This window comes from Roseovarius sp. 10, from assembly GCF_033100315.1.
Classification (GTDB): Bacteria; Pseudomonadota; Alphaproteobacteria; order Rhodobacterales; family Rhodobacteraceae; genus M30B80.
This window is the reverse complement of sequence record NZ_JAWLVH010000001.1, coordinates 1,215,243-1,230,421: the sequence shown is the minus strand read 5'-3', so window position 1 is coordinate 1,230,421 and position 15,179 is coordinate 1,215,243. Positions and strand designations below refer to the sequence as shown.

Genomic DNA, 15,179 nt, shown 5'->3' with positions numbered 1-15,179 from the left:
TTTATTATCCTAACATATCATGTAGGATTGATCTAGTGTTTTGGCGTCTTTGTGGGGGCCAGTAATTTCTGATAGGGGTCTGCCTCGGATAGCATCAAATCCCCCATGCGGCGCAGCAATTGTGCCCGCCCTGCCGCGGAATAAAACGACCCACGAATTTGCGAGCTTTCCATCAAGAATTGCCGAAAAAGCAAATAGCTTGCGTGATTGGGTTTTGCGGGGTTCTCGAAGAAAGATGCCGTGTCTTGGTTGGAAACAAATTCGGGTTTGCTGTAGACTGCGGTTCCATAGGCCTTGAGCGGCAGACCCCGCCACAACGCCTGTTGTGCGGCGGTTGAATTCACAGTGAGGGCCGAGCAGGCCTCGTCTAAAAGCGCGGCCAATTTGCCACCATCAATGAAATGCACACGCCCTGTGAGATCATACTCGCGCGCTAGATCGCGCAAGATGCGTGGGATCGGGCTGCGTCCATCTTCGAGGGGATGTGCTTTGAACACCAAATGATGATGTAAGGGGGCGCCCTTGGCAAAACCTGCCATCACTTCCTGCAAAAAGGTGCGTTGATTGGCAAAGGGCCCGTGATCTCGAAAACTGGCATCATGTTCCAGTTGCAAAAGAACCAGATGATAAGGGCGTCCTTGCCATTGCAGGCGGCGGGTGGCGAAATGGCGGTGCAAATAGATAAAGGGCGCAAGGGTCATACGGCGCAGATAAAGGCGGAATTCCCCCGCCACGCTTAGACTGCGATGGGGGCGAAACTGCCGATAGGCGCGATTCAACGCTAAGACATACCAATGATAGACTGCGCCATAGTAAATGTGGTGCCACAATTGCCCCCAACGGGCAGGAATATCGGTCAAGTCGGGTTCGCGTCCGATCACCGCTGCTTCGATTTGCGACATCGGCATATCCATCAGCGGGCTGTTTCCGTTGGCCCCCCCGCGTTCATAGCTGACCCAATAGGGCCGCAGATACCCTTCCTCAAAAACATGGATCCGCATTTTCTGTGCCTTGGCCAGTGCGATGGCCGTGGCATGGATTGGACGGGTGTCGCCATAGAGAACAAGATCACTAAAGGGTGTCTCGCGCAAAAACGTGGCTAGCCATGTCCGCCATTCATCAGGCGCTTCAAGATAGGGGGTATAGGTCTTGCGATCTTGCCAAAATGCCTGATCGCCGCGATTAAACCCGATGCGATGACATATTGCGCCCGCCGCGGTCAATTGCTGCGCAAGTTCCGAAAAAAAGGGCCCGTGAGGCCCCTGAAGAAAAAGAAACTTGCGCTGCATCGTAACCTTTTACACGCCGAAGGGGAGGCGCGCACAAAGCGCGCATTGGGGAATAGAGAGTGGCACCGCCCGTGCCGAGCCTTATTATTTTGAGGATGCTTGGGCACATCCCACGAAAATCATGCGCTTAGATGGTGGTTGCAGTAGGGCTGAATTGTGGCACAAATTTGGCGCAGCTTTTGGGGCACGCTCTTGCTCTAAGGCAGGGGCGGCGCTAGGCAGAGGGACAAAGAGGGTCTCAAACGAAAGGCGGGCCGATGTTCACTGGCATCATCACAGATATCGGAACGGTCACGGTATTAGAGCCGCGCGGGGATTTGCGTGCGCGCATTTCTACACATTATGACACGACACGCATTGATATCGGGGCTTCGATTTCCTGTGACGGCGTTTGTTTGACGGTTGTGTCATTGGGTGAGGATTGGTTCGCGGTCGATATCTCGGCCGAGACCGTGTCGAAAACCACGATTTCGGACTGGGTCGAGGGGCATCACATCAACCTTGAGCGGGCCTTGCGCTTGGGTGATGAGATGGGGGGCCATATCGTTTCGGGCCATGTGGATGGCGTGGCTGAATTGATTGAAATGTATGACGAAGGCCAATCCACCCGTATGCGATTTCGCGCACCACGCGATTTGGCCGGATTTATCGCGCCAAAAGGATCGGTCGCGCTGAATGGCACATCTTTGACCGTGAACGAAGTGGACGGCGATGTGTTCGGCGTGAATGTGATCCCCCACACGAAATCGGTCACAACATGGGGGGCAATGGCGGTGGGTGCGCGCCTGAATATCGAGATTGATATGCTCGCGCGCTATGTCGCCCGATTGCAGGATTGGAGAGGTTAACACCTCTCTGCGTTGACGCGCCGCGCGAAGCACCTTAGATGCGGCGCAACTTATGACAGATGATGCGCGCGCGAGATGCTGCGCCCCAAGGATTGATACAAGCCCGATGAGCACCCCGTCAGATGACACCCCTAGCCGAGAGACTGCCCCACAAAATGCGCGGCAGATGAAATCGGCAGCCCGTCTATATGCGGTGCAAGCCCTCTTCCAGATGGAGCATTCTGGCCAAAGCGTGGACGCCGTGCGCCGCGAATTCGAGGCGCATCGCTTTGGTGCGGTTCTCGATGGCGAAGAAATGGCTGAGGGCAATATCGACCTCTTCACCCAGCTTCTTGAGGATGCTGTGGCGCGTCAGGCCAAGATCGACCAAATGACTGATCGCGCCTTGGTTGCAAAATGGCCGATTGACCGCATTGATCCCACCTTGCGTGCTTTGTTTCGCGCGGCTGGGGCGGAATTGGTTGGGTCTGATACACCGCCCAAGGTCATCATCACGGAATTTGTAGATATTGCGCGCGCGTTCTTTCCCGAAGGACGCGAACCAAAATTCGTGAACGCCGTGCTAGATCATATCGCCCGCGAAGCACGCCCCGAGGCGTTTTAACCGCCAAAGCCATGCGGCCGATCTGTCGCAGGAATCGCAGTTGCACTGGCGTTTCTTTGCGCTAACCTCTCTTTAGGGATTCCCAAATTATCCTGCAAAGGGAGGTGCGAGATGCCAGAACATATCCGTTTGATTCTACGCCACGCGGCCATTGGTGCCGTGATTGCCTTTGCCTTTGTTGCGATGCTGTTGGGTTTCAACCTTGCCAATCTGCGTCATCTGGTTCTGAACAGCGCTGATGGGGTTCTTGCCGTTGTGATGCTTTATATCTTTTGCACCATTACCTTCGGTTCGGCGCAAGTCGGGTATCGCATTATGACCCTATCAGATGAGGACAAAGGCGATCAGGGTCGCCGTGATCGGGCCTTTACCCCCGAGATGCAGCCAATTCCCGTTCGTATCCGTGAGGATAAGCGCGGCTAAGTTTAAGGCTGAGGTGACGGAACCGCATCCACCGTAGAGGCGTAATTCCCGAGAGCCTGTATATACAGGTGGGTGCCAGGTAACGCGACCAGGGCCGTGACAGAGCCAGCTCCCTCGGAAATGATTAAGGCCACCGGAATGTTGCCACAGATACGAATGGCGCAGAACCGTCACCACATCACTTAGGTCTTTCCTTGGCTTTCGACAAGTGGGGCAGGATCGACCTAAGCCTTGCTTTTGTTCCGTATTTGTTCCAATCATGTGACTATGACTGCCTCTGATCCGCACCCGTCCGATATAATGACCGCAGGCCAACGTCTTGCACGGGGGGTGTGTCGGCATTTCGCGCGGCTTGGTTTCACCACATTGGAGGAGTTTTGCCCCAAACGGGGCAAGCGTGTGGATGTCATCGCACTTGGGCCCAAAGGTGAAATTTGGATTATCGAGTGCAAATCAGGCGTGGCTGATTTCCGCAGTGACGGCAAATGGGATGGCTACCTCGAATGGTGTGACCGTTATTTCTGGGCGGTTGATGCCGATTTCCCAACCGAAATTCTGCCCGAGGATACTGGGCTGATCTTTGCGGATGATTACGATGCCGAAGTGATCCGCATGGGGCCAGAGGTAAAACTGGCCCCTGCGCGGCGCAAAAAGATCACGCATGATCTGGCGCAGACCGCCGCGCGGCGCTTGGCGCGGATGCGCGACCCGATGGGGCGTTATTGATTATTTGCGCGATTTGCGTGCGGCTTCGGCAGCAAGGCGCAATTCTTCGGCGATTTCATCTGCCTCGTCAGGATCGAAATCAAGCGGAAGGTCGACACCTTCGGCCTCGACATAGATGCGCACCATCCCAAGGCTTGTTGGCCCGATCTGTAGATTCGCGGCGATATCGCTTTCGCTATTGATACTCATCTCTTCCTCTCCAGATGACAAAAGGCACGGATGCATTGCCCCTTGCGGCAAAGGCCCTAATCCTTTGCGCCATGAATGACAATATCCGCGTCATCCACCCCTTGCAATCGCGGCGCGAGGGGGCTATTTCCGCCGACAGTGCCGCCTTAGCTCAGTTGGTTAGAGCGCTGGATTGTGGATCCAGAGGTCCCCCGTTCAAGCCGGGGAGGCGGTACCATCTCTCTCTCCCTGTCTATCGTTACTGCGCGGTTGTGATGTCCAACCGTCCGATTTCGGCCATGGTGGTCGCGTCAAACACAATGATCTGCGCGCCTTGATCGACCACCGCAATCCACCCATCGCCAAAGGTCACGGCCGTTGCTGTGATCCCTTCGGGCAGGGTAAGGTCAGCTGGAAGGGCGATTTCATTTTGCGCGGGCTTTGGGAAACGGGTGACAAAAACCGAAACCACCGTTATCAGGCCCAAGATCATCACAAGGGTCAAAACCCAAACCATACGCTGCAGCCAGACCAGATGGGATGGCAGCGCGGCAGATTGGGGATCGTCACCTGAGGAAGGCGTGTTCATGGCGGAACTCCGCATCATTAGTTTCGAGATTGGGCCAGAGCCTGCACCTCGTCTTGATAAGGCACTTGGCCGCGATGTGCCAGAAGAAGCCGCGCTCAGCCGATCCCGGCTTGCCCGGTTGATTGCGGCAGGGGATGTCGCGATCAATGGCGCAACAATCACAGATGCCCGCGCGCGTGTTGTTGAGGGCGATCAGGTCACCATTCGCGTGGCCGAGGCATCAGAGGTGGAAACCCGTCCTCAGGATATCCCGCTTGATATTTGCTACGAGGATGACGATCTGATTGTGGTGAATAAGCCCGCAGGTTTGGTTGTCCACCCCGCACCAGGCAGTCCTGACCACACGCTTGTGAATGCGCTGCTGCATCATTTTGGCGGCAATTTATCTGGGGTGGGCGGCGAAAAGCGGCCAGGCATTGTGCATCGCATCGATAAGGACACATCGGGCCTTCTGGTCATTGCGAAATCAGATCGTGCGCATCATGGGCTGGCCGACCAATTCGCCGCCCATAGTGCCGAGCGGCATTACATCGCGCTCTGCCATGGCAGCCCTGACCCCGCTGATCCCCGCCTGCGAGGTGTGCGTGGCACAAGTTTTGAGGATGGTAATATCCTAAAAATCACCACCCAATTGGCGCGCCATAAAACTGACCGTCAACGTCAAGCGGTTCTGTTCCAAGGGGGGCGTCACGCTGTGACGCGGGTCAAACCCTTGCAAAACTATCACGATGCCTTGGCCTTGATTGAATGCAGGCTAGAGACGGGTCGCACGCATCAAATTCGCGTGCATCTTTCGCATGCAGGTCATGCGCTTGTGGGGGACCCCGTCTATGGCGGGCGGCGTAGGGTTTCGGAAAAGCTGTTTGGGCCCGAGCTTGCGGGTGCCGTGAACCAATTTCCGCGTCAGGCCCTGCACGCTGCCTCGCTTGGCTTTGCACACCCTGCCAGTGGCGAATGGATGCGCTTTGAGGCGGATTTGCCCGAGGATATGGCAACCCTCGTCACTCGCCTTGAGGCAACCTTACCTTAGCGCGCCAAGGCCAAGCCATTTGCGCGGGGGTCGGTCGCGGCCTCAACCAGGCCGTCCAAATGGGTGACAACCGCGCCCGCATGACCAACCAAATCGCTGTAATCGGGTAAGATTTCTGTCTCATGCCCCATATTGGAAAGAGCCGTGATCAAGTCAGGACCAAACCGTGCCTCGAGTTTCAGAGAGGTCGTTGCATCGCCCCATGTTCGCCCCAACAGCCATCGTGGCGCTGTAACCGCCTGTTGTAATTCCTGACCCAAATAGGCATAGCGCGCAAAAATCGCCGCTTGGGTTTGTGGCTGTCCTTCGCCGCCCATCGTGCCATAAGCCATGACGCGCCCGTCTTCGAACACGGCCATTGCGGGGTTGAGGGTATGAAATGGCACTTTGCGCGGCGCGATTTGGTTCGGGCCATCGCCCATGCCAAAGCCTGCGCCACGGTTTTGGAAAAACACGCCCGTGTCGGGGCAGGTCAGGCCTGACCCAAATTCCCAGTAGACGCTTTGGATGAAGCTCACAGATGTGCCTTCCGCATCGCTGGCCCCCATCCAAATTGTATCACCGTCCTTTGGCTCATAGGGCCATGGCAATGCGCGCTTGTGGTCAATTTGCCCTGCCAGATCGTCTAGCACCTGATCTTGCAAGAACGTCTCGGGCGGTTGCCGCATGGCGCTGAGGTCACCCAATTCACGATTTCGCAGAATAAAGGCCTGCTTCGTGGCTTCGATCAGGGCGTGAATAGGCGCGACCCCTTCTTTCGCCCATGTTTGGATGCGATCATAAATCCCCAAAATCATCAGTGATGACATCCCTTGGGTGGGTGGGATCATGTTGTAAAGCATGGCTTTTGATGTCTTGACCGACAGCGGTGTCACCGCACGGGCGCTATAGGCGGTGAAATCTTCAAGACGCAAAGGGCTGCCTTGGGCCTCAAGAAAGGCCGCGTGGGTTTTGGCCAAATCGCCGTGATAATAATCTGCAATGCCCTTTTGCGCGATCTGGCGCAGCGTTGCCGCCAAAGCAGGTTGTGTAAACCGCGCACCCGCCACAGGGATTGCACCGCCAAACAGATAGGTATCCGCAAATCCAGGCACATCTTTCAGCCCGTCAATCTTGTCTGTGATGCACTGGGATTGATTATTGCTGACAGGAAAGCCTGCCTCGGCGTGATAGATTGCATGCTCAAGAAGACGCGACAGGGGCAGGGGGGTGGCGCTTGGGGCGGCTTCGAGCGCGGCGCGCCACCCATCCACCGATCCTGGAACAGTCAACGCGGCCTTGGCGCCGCGGGTGGGGATTGCATCGGTGAAACCAGCGGCCTCATACCACGCACGGCTTGCCAACGCGGCAGAGTGGCCCCCTGCAAAAATCGCCTGCACAGGGGCATCCTTGCGTTTGATCAGCCAAAACCCATCGCCGCCGATCCCGTTCATATGCGGATAGGTCACGGCTATTGTTGCGGCCATGGCCACCATCGCTTCAACGGCGCTGCCGCCCTCGGCGAGAATATCCTGACCTGCCTGTGCGGCCAAATGATGGGGGGCTGTCACGGCGCCCCGAAATCCTTGTGTGGTGTTCAGCATGGTTTGTCCCTCGTCACGCGTTGAGCTTTAGCTTATGTCGTGGCTGCCTCGTGACAAGGGGTGGGACGCATTGCGATCATATCCGCGTGAGCTTTGCTATAAAAAATGGCAGTATGCCTTGTTTGCTGCTGGTTGCGGGGGTAGGCCTAGGATCTTTCTGCACGCTTCCCCTTGAATGGGGGATAAAAATTCCCATCTGAGATGAAGTTAATCATCGTTACATTCACGGTTTCTTAAAAAAAATCGTGCAAATTAAGACGAAAATCAGGGATCCTATGCTTATGAGCAGCTATGCAAATCTTCCAGCACCTTCCCCCGAACAGGGGTTGAACCGCTATTTGCAGGAAATTCGCAAATTCCCCCTGCTTGAGCCCGAACAAGAATACATGTTGGCCAAGCGTTGGGCGGAAGATCAAGATACCGAAGCCGCCCATCAATTGGTCACATCGCATCTGCGTTTGGCGGCTAAAATTGCGATGGGGTATCGTGGGTATGGCTTGCCGCAGGCCGAGGTGATCTCTGAGGCCAATGTGGGCCTGATGCAGGCAGTCAAACGTTTTGATCCCGAAAAAGGGTTTCGTCTCGCCACCTATGCGATGTGGTGGATCCGCGCGGCGATCCAAGAATACATCCTGCGCTCTTGGAGCCTTGTAAAACTTGGTACGACATCAGCACAGAAAAAGCTGTTCTTCAATCTGCGCAAGGCGAAGGCGCGGATCGGCGTGTTGGAGGAGGGCGATTTGCGCCCCGAGAATGTCGCCAAAATCGCCACAGATTTGGGTGTGACTGAGGATGAAGTGATCTCAATGAACCGCCGCCTGTCGGGTGGGGATGCCTCGCTCAATGCGGTGATTGGCAGCGATGGCGAGGGTGCCACGCAATGGCAAGACTGGCTTGAAGATGAGGATGCTAACCAAGCCGAAGATTACGCCGAGCGGGATGAGTATCAAAGCCGTATGGCCTTGATGCAGCAGGCCATGGAAGTTTTGAATGAGCGCGAGCGTGAGATTCTCGCGCAGCGCCGCCTGCAAGATGTGCCTGTCACCCTTGAGGAGCTGTCTGGAAAATACAATGTCAGCCGCGAACGCGTGCGCCAGATCGAGGTGCGTGCCTTTGAAAAGCTGCAAAAGAAAATGCGTGAACTGGCCGTTGAAGGCGGGATCATTCCCGCCTAACCTGCGTTCAGGCGGGTTCTGCGTTCAGGGCTGTGATGAGGGGGGTAAAGGCCTCTTCAAGTCGCTGTTGAAGATGCCAGTAAAACGCTTTTTCGGCCCGCGCTCTGCCGCTGCCTATTTGCACCAAACTACCCGTTTCAAGGGGGCCTTTGAGCATGTCATGCGGGGCCGCGACCCAGCCAAGCCCCGATTGTGCGCCAATCACGCAATCCCCAAGCGATGGCATGATCCGCGCAGGGCCAAACGCGTCATGCTTATTGCCAAAATGTGCCTTGGCCCAAATATCGGGCAGAGAGGATTTTGGCGCGGTGACCAGACGCGGGGCCTTTAGGATGGCAGCCTCTGGATAATTGCGCACCATTGCAGGGCTTGCGCAGGCGACAATTTCCATCGGGGGCAAACTATAGCTTGCCACACCCGAAATCGACAAAGGGCGGCTTGTGATCCCTGCATTCACCTCGCCGCGCCGTAATAAGTCCAACACATCGTCAGAATTGCGCTGCACGATTTCAAAATTTTGCATTTGCGCGCGTCCCAAAGCCCGCAGGAGCAGGCCATTAATCGCCTCGCTTGGGGCAGCGATGCGGAAATGCGCGCTGATATTGGGCGCAAGCAGGCCTAAATCTTTGATCAGCTGAGCTTCCATAAGGGTAACATCGTCAATGTGGCGCAGCATCCTTTGGCCCGCTTCGGTTGGGCGGACCGGGCGGGTGCGTTGCACCAAATTGCACCCAAGCCGTTCCTCCAATGCTTTGACGCGCTGCGACACAGCCGATTGCGTGACGCCCAAGATTTGCGCGGCCGCGTCAAAAGACCCAGTCCGCAAGACAGCAGCAAAAGCCGCAAGCGCAGCATAATCCAACATGGCAAACCTGCATTTGTATAGAATTATTAGGCATAATTATAAATAATGCGAAGGTAAATCAAGACTTTCATCGCGTGACGCCCGCGGGATTTTGCGGCTTGTGGTTTTTTGAGATTGGCGCATCATGCGCGCTATGACGACCACCCCACGCCTCAAAAAAGAAACAGCCACGCGCCCCGTGATTGGGATGGCGTGGATGTTGTTGACGGGCCTCTGTTTCGTTCTGGTGACGGCCTTGGTCAAACATGTTGGCAGTGATGTCCCGCCCGCACAATCCGCCTTTTTGCGCTATATTTTAGGCTTGGGTTTCTTGATCCCGATGATCCGCCCCATTTTGCGCGCGCGCCTGACGCGGGGGGATCTGGCGCTGTTTTCTTTGCGGGGCGCGTTGCACAGTTTGGGCGTGATTTGTTGGTTCTATGCGATGACGCAAATCCCAATCGCTGAAGTGACCGCGATGAACTATCTGAACCCTGTTTATGTCACTGTTATGGCAGTGCTTTTCTTGGGCGAGCGTATGGCGCTGCGCCGCGCACTTGCGGTGCTTTTGGCCTTTGTCGGGGCGCTTGTAATCTTGCGCCCGGGCTTTCGCGAATTATCGATGGGGCATTTCGCGATGATTTTCACGGCCCTGTTTTTCGCAGGCGGCTATTTGGTCGCCAAAATCATGGCAGATCGGGTTGATGCAGCAGTGGTGGTTGGGATGCTGTCGGTCACAGTGACCATCGGCCTTGCCCCCTTTGCTTTTGCGGTTTGGATCACACCCACATGGGAACAGATTTTTTGGCTGTTCCTTGTGGCCTGTTTTGCCACGGCGGGACATTACACCATGACCTTGGCCTTTGCAGCTGCACCTTTGACCGTCACGCAGCCTGTGACCTTCCTTCAACTTGTGTGGGCGACCACGATGGGGGCTGTCGTGTTTGGCGAGGCGGTTGACCCCTATGTGATTTTCGGTGGGGCGATTATCATTGGCTCGATTTCCTTTATCACATGGCGCGAAGCGGTCTTGAATCGCCGTCAAATCACGCCAGCGGTGCCGCAAACAAAGTAGGTGAATTTTGGATTGCCTGTTTCTTGGGCATCGCGCTTGTTTTTTGCACAAGCGCGCACCAGCCTGCCACGCTGCAATGCAGAAAGGTCGGCCATTTCATTGTTCCTTTACGTTGATTTGCTTCAGTCAAACCAAAGGAGTTGCGGTGAATGTCTGACTGGTTGCAGGGCTATGATGCGGTGATTTTTGGCGGGCTTGGCACATTGGCCGATTGTGCAGAGCTTGACCTTGCCGCGTGGAACGCGGCCTTTCGGATCCATGGGTTAGATTGGTTCTGGTCATGGGAAACATATGCATCCCTGACCCATGAGGTGGGGCATCGTCATTTGGCGGCGGCCTATGCGGCGCTGCATGGTGAAGATCATCGTGCTGATGCACTTGATGCGACCCACCAGAAAATCTTTGCAGCGAAACTGGCTCAGAACATTCATTTGCGTTCGGGTGTGCGCGATGTGCTGCGCGCTGCGGCCCATGGGGGGCGGGGTCTTGGCTTTGTCTCGCGCTCGGATTTGATGCCTGTGCGCGCGCTTTTGGGGGCAACGGCCCGTGCCCGCGAAGGAATTTCCTTTGACGCTGTGATCCTGCGCGGCGATGTCACCCGCCACGCCCCTCATCCTGAGGCCATGCAAAGCTGCATCAGGGCGCTAGAGGTTCCAGCAGACAAGGTTTTGGCAATCGTTGATCGCGGTGCCGCGGCCTATGCCGCACAAGATGCGGGGTGTCATGTGGTGGGTTTTCCCAGCCGTTTGGCAGAAGAGGGCGAATTTCCTGCTGACCTGCCCTTGCTGCATATTTTGGATATTACAAAATTGGTTAGACCCGGCGCTGACGGGCAGGGCCAACACGCCGCTGAATAAGGTGCAAAAAAGGCTGGCCACATGGCCAGCCTTTTTTAATTCTCATGCGGGCAGATCAGATCACAGTTGATCCATGATCTCGTCAGGAATTTCAAAATTCGCTGTGACGGTTTGCACATCGTCATCATCTTCAAGCGCATCAATCAGCTTCATCAGCTTCTGCGCCCCGTCAAGATCAAGCGGTGTTGTCGTCTGGGGACGCCAGACCAATTTGGTGCTTTCCGATTCCCCCAATTGATCCTCAAGGGCGGTCGAAACATCCGACAGGTCGGTGTCGGCGCACCAGATGATATGACCATCTTCGCTGCTTTCGACATCCTCGGCCCCGGCCTCAATTGCGGCCATCATGACGCTATCTGCATCCCCTGCTGAGGCGGGATAGCTGACCTGACCTTTGCGGTCGAACATAAAGGAAACCGACCCTGTTTCGCCCAAATTCCCGCCATTCTTGCTAAAGGTCGAACGCACATTTGATGCGGTGCGATTGCGGTTGTCTGTCATGGCTTCCACGATGACCGCAACGCCATTGGGGCCATAGCCTTCGTAACGGATTTCTTCGTAATTCTCCGCATCGCCGCCTTGCGATTTCTTGATCGCGCGCTCAATCACGTCTTTCGGCACTGAGCTTGACTTCGCTTCTTTCACGGCAAGGCGCAAACGTGGGTTTTTATCAGGATCGGGGTCGCCCATCTTCGCGGCAACGGTGATTTCCTTTGCCAGCTTAGAAAACAGCTTAGAGCGCAGCTTGTCCTGCCGCCCTTTGCGATGCTGAATATTCGCCCATTTTGAATGGCCTGCCATGGCATGCGTCCTTGTGTTTGAAACTCGCGCGGGGTTTTAGCCCTGCGGCCCAGATTGCGCAAGCGCGGCTTTCGGGATGATCAGCGAATGGGAGCCACGGGGCGGGGTGATACAAATTCGTAGGTCTGGCCCCGCGCATCTGTGATGGTCACGCTTGCCACTGGGGGAAGCTCTGCTTCGGGTGCCACCGATTTGACCACCAATTCGACCACGCGGCGCAAGATATTGCTGCGCGGGTCAATCTCAACCACATAGCCAAAGCCATCAGGGCAGCCCTCAAGCGCCCCTTGCCACAGCGTCACATCCGCTTCGGGCGCGGTTGCGGTGCAGGTTGTTCCATCACTCATTCGCACTTCTAAGTCACCACGCGACAGGCGGATGTCCGTAGGGTTTGGGTTCGCTTGGGAAAGCGCGCAAGCACAAAGCGCAAAAACCAAAGGCACAAGTGCAAAATTGCGTGTCATCAAGAACCATCCTTTTCACAGTGGCCAAAGCAGAGGAATGGTCAAACAGACCACGACACCTAAGGATATATTCAAAGGGATACCCACTTTGAGATAGTCGGTAAAGCGATAGCCCCCAGGCCCGTAAACAAGCATATTGGTCTGGTATCCAATCGGCGTCGCAAAACAGGCAGAGGCTGCAATCATCACCGCCACGACCAAGGGGCGCGGATCCACCCCCATCGTTTGCCCAAGCGCGATGGCAATCGGGGCCATAATCACGGCGATTGCGTTATTGGACACCAGTTCCGTCAGAAGTGTTGTGATGAAGTAGATTGTCCAAATCAGAACCACGGGCGGCACATTTTCAAGCCAAGGGGCAAGACTGCCAACCAAAAGCTCGATGGCGCCCGTGTGTTCAAGCGCTGCGCCAACAGCCAGCATGGCGAAAATCAAAGCCAAAAGCCGTCCTTCGACAAAAGAGAACGCTTCCTCGGCGTCAATGCAGCGCGCAATCAGAACCACGGCCATGGCTAAGACGGCCAAGGGCAAAATAGGGGCCAAATTCAGCGCGGCCAAAACCACGATGCCTGCCATAGCCAACAGCGCGATTGGGGCTTTCTCGCGGCGATAGGGGCGTTCGGATGGGGTTGAGACATCGACCATGTCCATGTCAGCTGCAAGGCGTTGGATGTCGGCGGGATCGCCCTCCAACAACAGGGTATCGCCCACTTGCACAACCAAGTCATCTAATTGCCGACCGATATTTTGGTTCCGCCGATGCGCTGCCAATGGATAAACGCCATAGCGCCGCCGCAGGCGCATAGACCCGAGGGATCGGCCCACCATGCGGCACCCAGGTGTAATCAGAACCTCAACAGTGGTGGTTTCCACCGAAGACAGCTTATCAATCGTGCGCAGGTCTTTTGAGCTTTGCATCCCCAACAGCTCGGCCATCTCGGTGCGCAAAACCACGCGATCGCCCAACTGTAACGTGACCCCGTCCATGTTGCGCCGCAGCGAGGCATCCCCGCGCAAAACGTCAATCAAACGCACCCCGTCTCGGGTAAACAGCTCGACCTCGGTGACATTTTGCCCGATCAGCGCACTGTCTTCTGGAATGGCCACTTCGGTAAAGAATTTCATTTTGGCCCGATTGCCACCCAAAAGCGTGGCCATAGAGGCGCGATCAGGCAACAGATGCCGCCCGATTAAGGCAAGGTAAATCATGCCCCATGCGACCACGACAAGGCCAAGCGGGGTTACCTCAAAAATCGTGAAAGGCTCTAATCCCTGACTGCGCGCCACCCCATCGACCAAAAGATTGGTTGATGTGCCGATCAATGTCAGCGTGCCCCCCATGATTGCGGCATAGGACAGCGGGATCAAAAGTTTAGACGCAGATTGTTTGAGGATTTTCGCGACCTGCACGAAAATCGGGATCATGATGACCACAATGGGCGTGTTGTTGATAAAGGCCGAGGCCAAAGCCGCAAAACCAAGCAAAAGCGTCACCGCCAATTTCGGATGCGTTTTGGCCGTGGTTTCCGCCAAACGCGTCACCCGATCAAGCGACCCTGTTCGCACCAAAGCCCCCATGACAATAAACATGGCCGCAATTGTCCATGGTGCGGGGTTCGACAAAACCGCCAAGCCATCACTATAGGGCAAAAGACCCGTGACCAGGAGCAGGCCAACGACACCAATGGCCACCACCTCGGTCGGGTAGGTCTCGCGCAGGAATAGGATGAACATCCCAACCAAAATGATCAGGGTTGTAATCGCCTCACCCGTTGGTGTCAGTCCCAAGTCTAGCATTGGCACCCTCGCTTGTGCGGGCCAAGGTCAGCCCGCCCACAGCCCCATCTTCCCCATCTGATCAGGAGAGCGCAAGCACCCTATTCACGCAGTTGCCTGAGACAGCTTGCCGCCGACCCGCACCGCGCGCGCGACAGTGGCGCGGCCTGTGCGGTCATCGGTTTCAATGTATACCCCTGATAAGGTCGCCTCACCGAGGGCAGGGCTGAAACGCTCTTTTGGGATGTGGGTCAGGAAACGGCGCAGCGGCTCGGCCTTATCCATCCCGATCACGCTGTCATAATCGCCGCACATCCCCGCATCTGTTTGATAGGCGGTGCCATTTGACAGGATCATCGTGTCTGCGGTCGGCACATGGGTGTGGGTGCCCACAACAAGGCTCGCGCGGCCATTGCAGTAATGGCCCATGGCCATTTTCTCGGATGTCGCTTCAGCGTGGAAATCCACGATGACCGCTTGCACCATGCCGCCCAAAGGATGCGACTTTAGGATCGGATCAAGGGCTGAGAAGGGATCATCATAAGGGTGTTTCATGAACACCTGACCCAAGGCCTGCGCAACCAATACTTTGCGCCCACCGGGGGCTGTGAAAATACGCGCGCCCTGTCCAGGTGCCGCTTTCGAGATATTCAGGGGCCGTATCACGCGCGGCTCATTTTCGATAAAGCCAAACATATCTTTTTGATCAAACGCATGATCGCCCAAAGTTATGCAATCAGCCCCAGCCGCCAGAATATCTTTCGCATGCCCACCCGACAGTCCCATGCCCGAAGTGGCGTTCTCGCCATTCACAACAACGAAATCAAGTTTCCAGTCTTCGCGCAGACGCGGCAGATGGGTGGTGATGGCGGCGCGCCCCGCGCGGCCCATCACATCTCCTAAGAAAAGGCATTTCATGGGGAAACC

17 protein-coding genes, 1 tRNA gene and 1 other RNA gene are annotated in these 15,179 nt (G+C 55.9%); 9 read left to right on the top strand and 10 right to left on the bottom strand.

Annotated features, from left to right (window positions below):
• Window positions 1–32: 32 nt before the first annotated feature.
• Entirely contained in the window at window positions 33–1,289 is a 1,257-nt protein-coding gene (locus RYZ18_RS06260) for a capsule biosynthesis protein (RefSeq protein ID WP_317655561.1), read from the bottom strand.
• 257 nt (window positions 1,290–1,546) lie between these two features.
• Here RYZ18_RS06260 and RYZ18_RS06255 point away from each other — a divergent pair, with 257 nt between their 5' ends.
• The 3 genes from RYZ18_RS06255 (at window position 1,547) to RYZ18_RS06245 (ending at window position 3,164) form a co-directional block, all read left to right on the top strand.
• Complete coding sequence (locus RYZ18_RS06255) at window positions 1,547–2,137, top strand: riboflavin synthase (RefSeq protein ID WP_317655559.1); 591 nt, start codon at window positions 1,547–1,549, stop codon at window positions 2,135–2,137.
• 106 nt (window positions 2,138–2,243) lie between these two features.
• Entirely contained in the window at window positions 2,244–2,741 is a 498-nt protein-coding gene (gene nusB / locus RYZ18_RS06250; RefSeq protein ID WP_317655558.1) for a transcription antitermination factor NusB, read from the top strand.
• A gap of 111 nt (window positions 2,742–2,852) precedes the next feature.
• Window positions 2,853–3,164 (top strand): hypothetical protein, encoded by a 312-nt coding sequence (locus RYZ18_RS06245; RefSeq protein ID WP_317655557.1) that lies wholly within the window; start codon window positions 2,853–2,855, stop codon window positions 3,162–3,164.
• Between the two features lie 15 nt (window positions 3,165–3,179).
• Here RYZ18_RS06245 and ssrS read toward each other — a convergent pair.
• Window positions 3,180–3,335, bottom strand: a non-coding RNA gene (gene ssrS / locus RYZ18_RS06240) — 6S RNA.
• A 96-nt stretch (window positions 3,336–3,431) separates the two neighbouring features.
• Between ssrS and RYZ18_RS06235 the strand changes: the two genes are divergently transcribed.
• The gene (locus tag RYZ18_RS06235) at window positions 3,432–3,890 is read left to right on the top strand and encodes an MmcB family DNA repair protein (protein WP_317655556.1); all 459 of its coding nucleotides are present in this window, start codon (window positions 3,432–3,434) and stop codon (window positions 3,888–3,890) included.
• Here RYZ18_RS06235 and RYZ18_RS06230 read toward each other — a convergent pair whose 3' ends face one another.
• Window positions 3,891–4,079, bottom strand: a complete 189-nt coding sequence (locus tag RYZ18_RS06230; RefSeq protein WP_317655555.1) for a DUF6324 family protein — start codon at window positions 4,077–4,079, stop codon at window positions 3,891–3,893.
• Window positions 4,080–4,219: 140 nt separating this feature from the next.
• On the opposite strand from RYZ18_RS06230, the gene RYZ18_RS06225 reads away from it, so the two are divergent.
• Window positions 4,220–4,296, top strand: a tRNA-His gene (locus RYZ18_RS06225).
• 21 nt (window positions 4,297–4,317) lie between these two features.
• Here the strand turns inward: RYZ18_RS06225 and RYZ18_RS06220 are convergent.
• The gene (locus tag RYZ18_RS06220; RefSeq protein ID WP_317655554.1) at window positions 4,318–4,647 is read right to left on the bottom strand and encodes a DUF6476 family protein; all 330 of its coding nucleotides are present in this window, start codon (window positions 4,645–4,647) and stop codon (window positions 4,318–4,320) included.
• Between RYZ18_RS06220 and RYZ18_RS06215 the strand changes: the two genes are divergently transcribed.
• On the top strand, window positions 4,646–5,677 hold the full coding sequence (locus tag RYZ18_RS06215; protein WP_317655553.1) for an RluA family pseudouridine synthase: 1,032 nt from the start codon (window positions 4,646–4,648) through the stop codon (window positions 5,675–5,677). The two genes, RYZ18_RS06220 and RYZ18_RS06215, sit on opposite strands and share 2 nt — an antisense overlap.
• Here RYZ18_RS06215 and RYZ18_RS06210 read toward each other — a convergent pair.
• Entirely contained in the window at window positions 5,674–7,260 is a 1,587-nt protein-coding gene (locus RYZ18_RS06210) for a gamma-glutamyltransferase family protein (protein WP_317655551.1), read from the bottom strand. The two genes, RYZ18_RS06215 and RYZ18_RS06210, sit on opposite strands and share 4 nt — an antisense overlap.
• A 281-nt stretch (window positions 7,261–7,541) precedes the next feature.
• On the opposite strand from RYZ18_RS06210, the gene rpoH reads away from it, so the two are divergent.
• Window positions 7,542–8,435, top strand: coding sequence for an RNA polymerase sigma factor RpoH (rpoH, locus tag RYZ18_RS06205; protein ID WP_317655550.1), 894 nt, complete (start codon window positions 7,542–7,544; stop codon window positions 8,433–8,435).
• A 7-nt stretch (window positions 8,436–8,442) separates the two neighbouring features.
• On the opposite strand, the gene RYZ18_RS06200 is transcribed toward rpoH, so the two are convergent.
• Window positions 8,443–9,300 carry a LysR family transcriptional regulator gene (locus RYZ18_RS06200; RefSeq protein ID WP_317655549.1) on the bottom strand — a complete coding sequence of 286 codons (858 nt, stop codon included), beginning with the start codon at window positions 9,298–9,300 and terminating at the stop codon, window positions 8,443–8,445.
• 124 nt (window positions 9,301–9,424) lie between these two features.
• Between RYZ18_RS06200 and RYZ18_RS06195 the strand changes: the two genes are divergently transcribed.
• Both RYZ18_RS06195 and RYZ18_RS06190 read left to right on the top strand, forming a co-directional pair.
• Complete coding sequence (locus RYZ18_RS06195) at window positions 9,425–10,354, top strand: DMT family transporter (RefSeq protein WP_317655548.1); 930 nt, start codon at window positions 9,425–9,427, stop codon at window positions 10,352–10,354.
• 149 nt (window positions 10,355–10,503) lie between these two features.
• A complete protein-coding gene (locus tag RYZ18_RS06190; protein ID WP_317655547.1) occupies window positions 10,504–11,211 on the top strand; it encodes an HAD family hydrolase in 708 nt (235 codons plus the stop codon).
• A gap of 60 nt (window positions 11,212–11,271) precedes the next feature.
• Here RYZ18_RS06190 and RYZ18_RS06185 read toward each other — a convergent pair whose 3' ends face one another.
• The 4 genes from RYZ18_RS06185 to RYZ18_RS06170 form a co-directional block, all read right to left on the bottom strand.
• Window positions 11,272–12,012: a YebC/PmpR family DNA-binding transcriptional regulator gene (locus tag RYZ18_RS06185; protein WP_317655546.1), complete on the bottom strand. Its 741-nt coding sequence runs from the start codon at window positions 12,010–12,012 to the stop codon at window positions 11,272–11,274.
• 80 nt (window positions 12,013–12,092) lie between these two features.
• Window positions 12,093–12,476 carry a hypothetical protein gene (locus RYZ18_RS06180; protein ID WP_317655545.1) on the bottom strand — a complete coding sequence of 128 codons (384 nt, stop codon included), beginning with the start codon at window positions 12,474–12,476 and terminating at the stop codon, window positions 12,093–12,095.
• A gap of 15 nt (window positions 12,477–12,491) precedes the next feature.
• Complete coding sequence (locus RYZ18_RS06175; RefSeq protein WP_317655544.1) at window positions 12,492–14,273, bottom strand: SLC13 family permease; 1,782 nt, start codon at window positions 14,271–14,273, stop codon at window positions 12,492–12,494.
• Between the two features lie 84 nt (window positions 14,274–14,357).
• Complete coding sequence (locus tag RYZ18_RS06170; protein WP_317655543.1) at window positions 14,358–15,170, bottom strand: TIGR00282 family metallophosphoesterase; 813 nt, start codon at window positions 15,168–15,170, stop codon at window positions 14,358–14,360.
• Window positions 15,171–15,179: the final 9 nt, after the last annotated feature.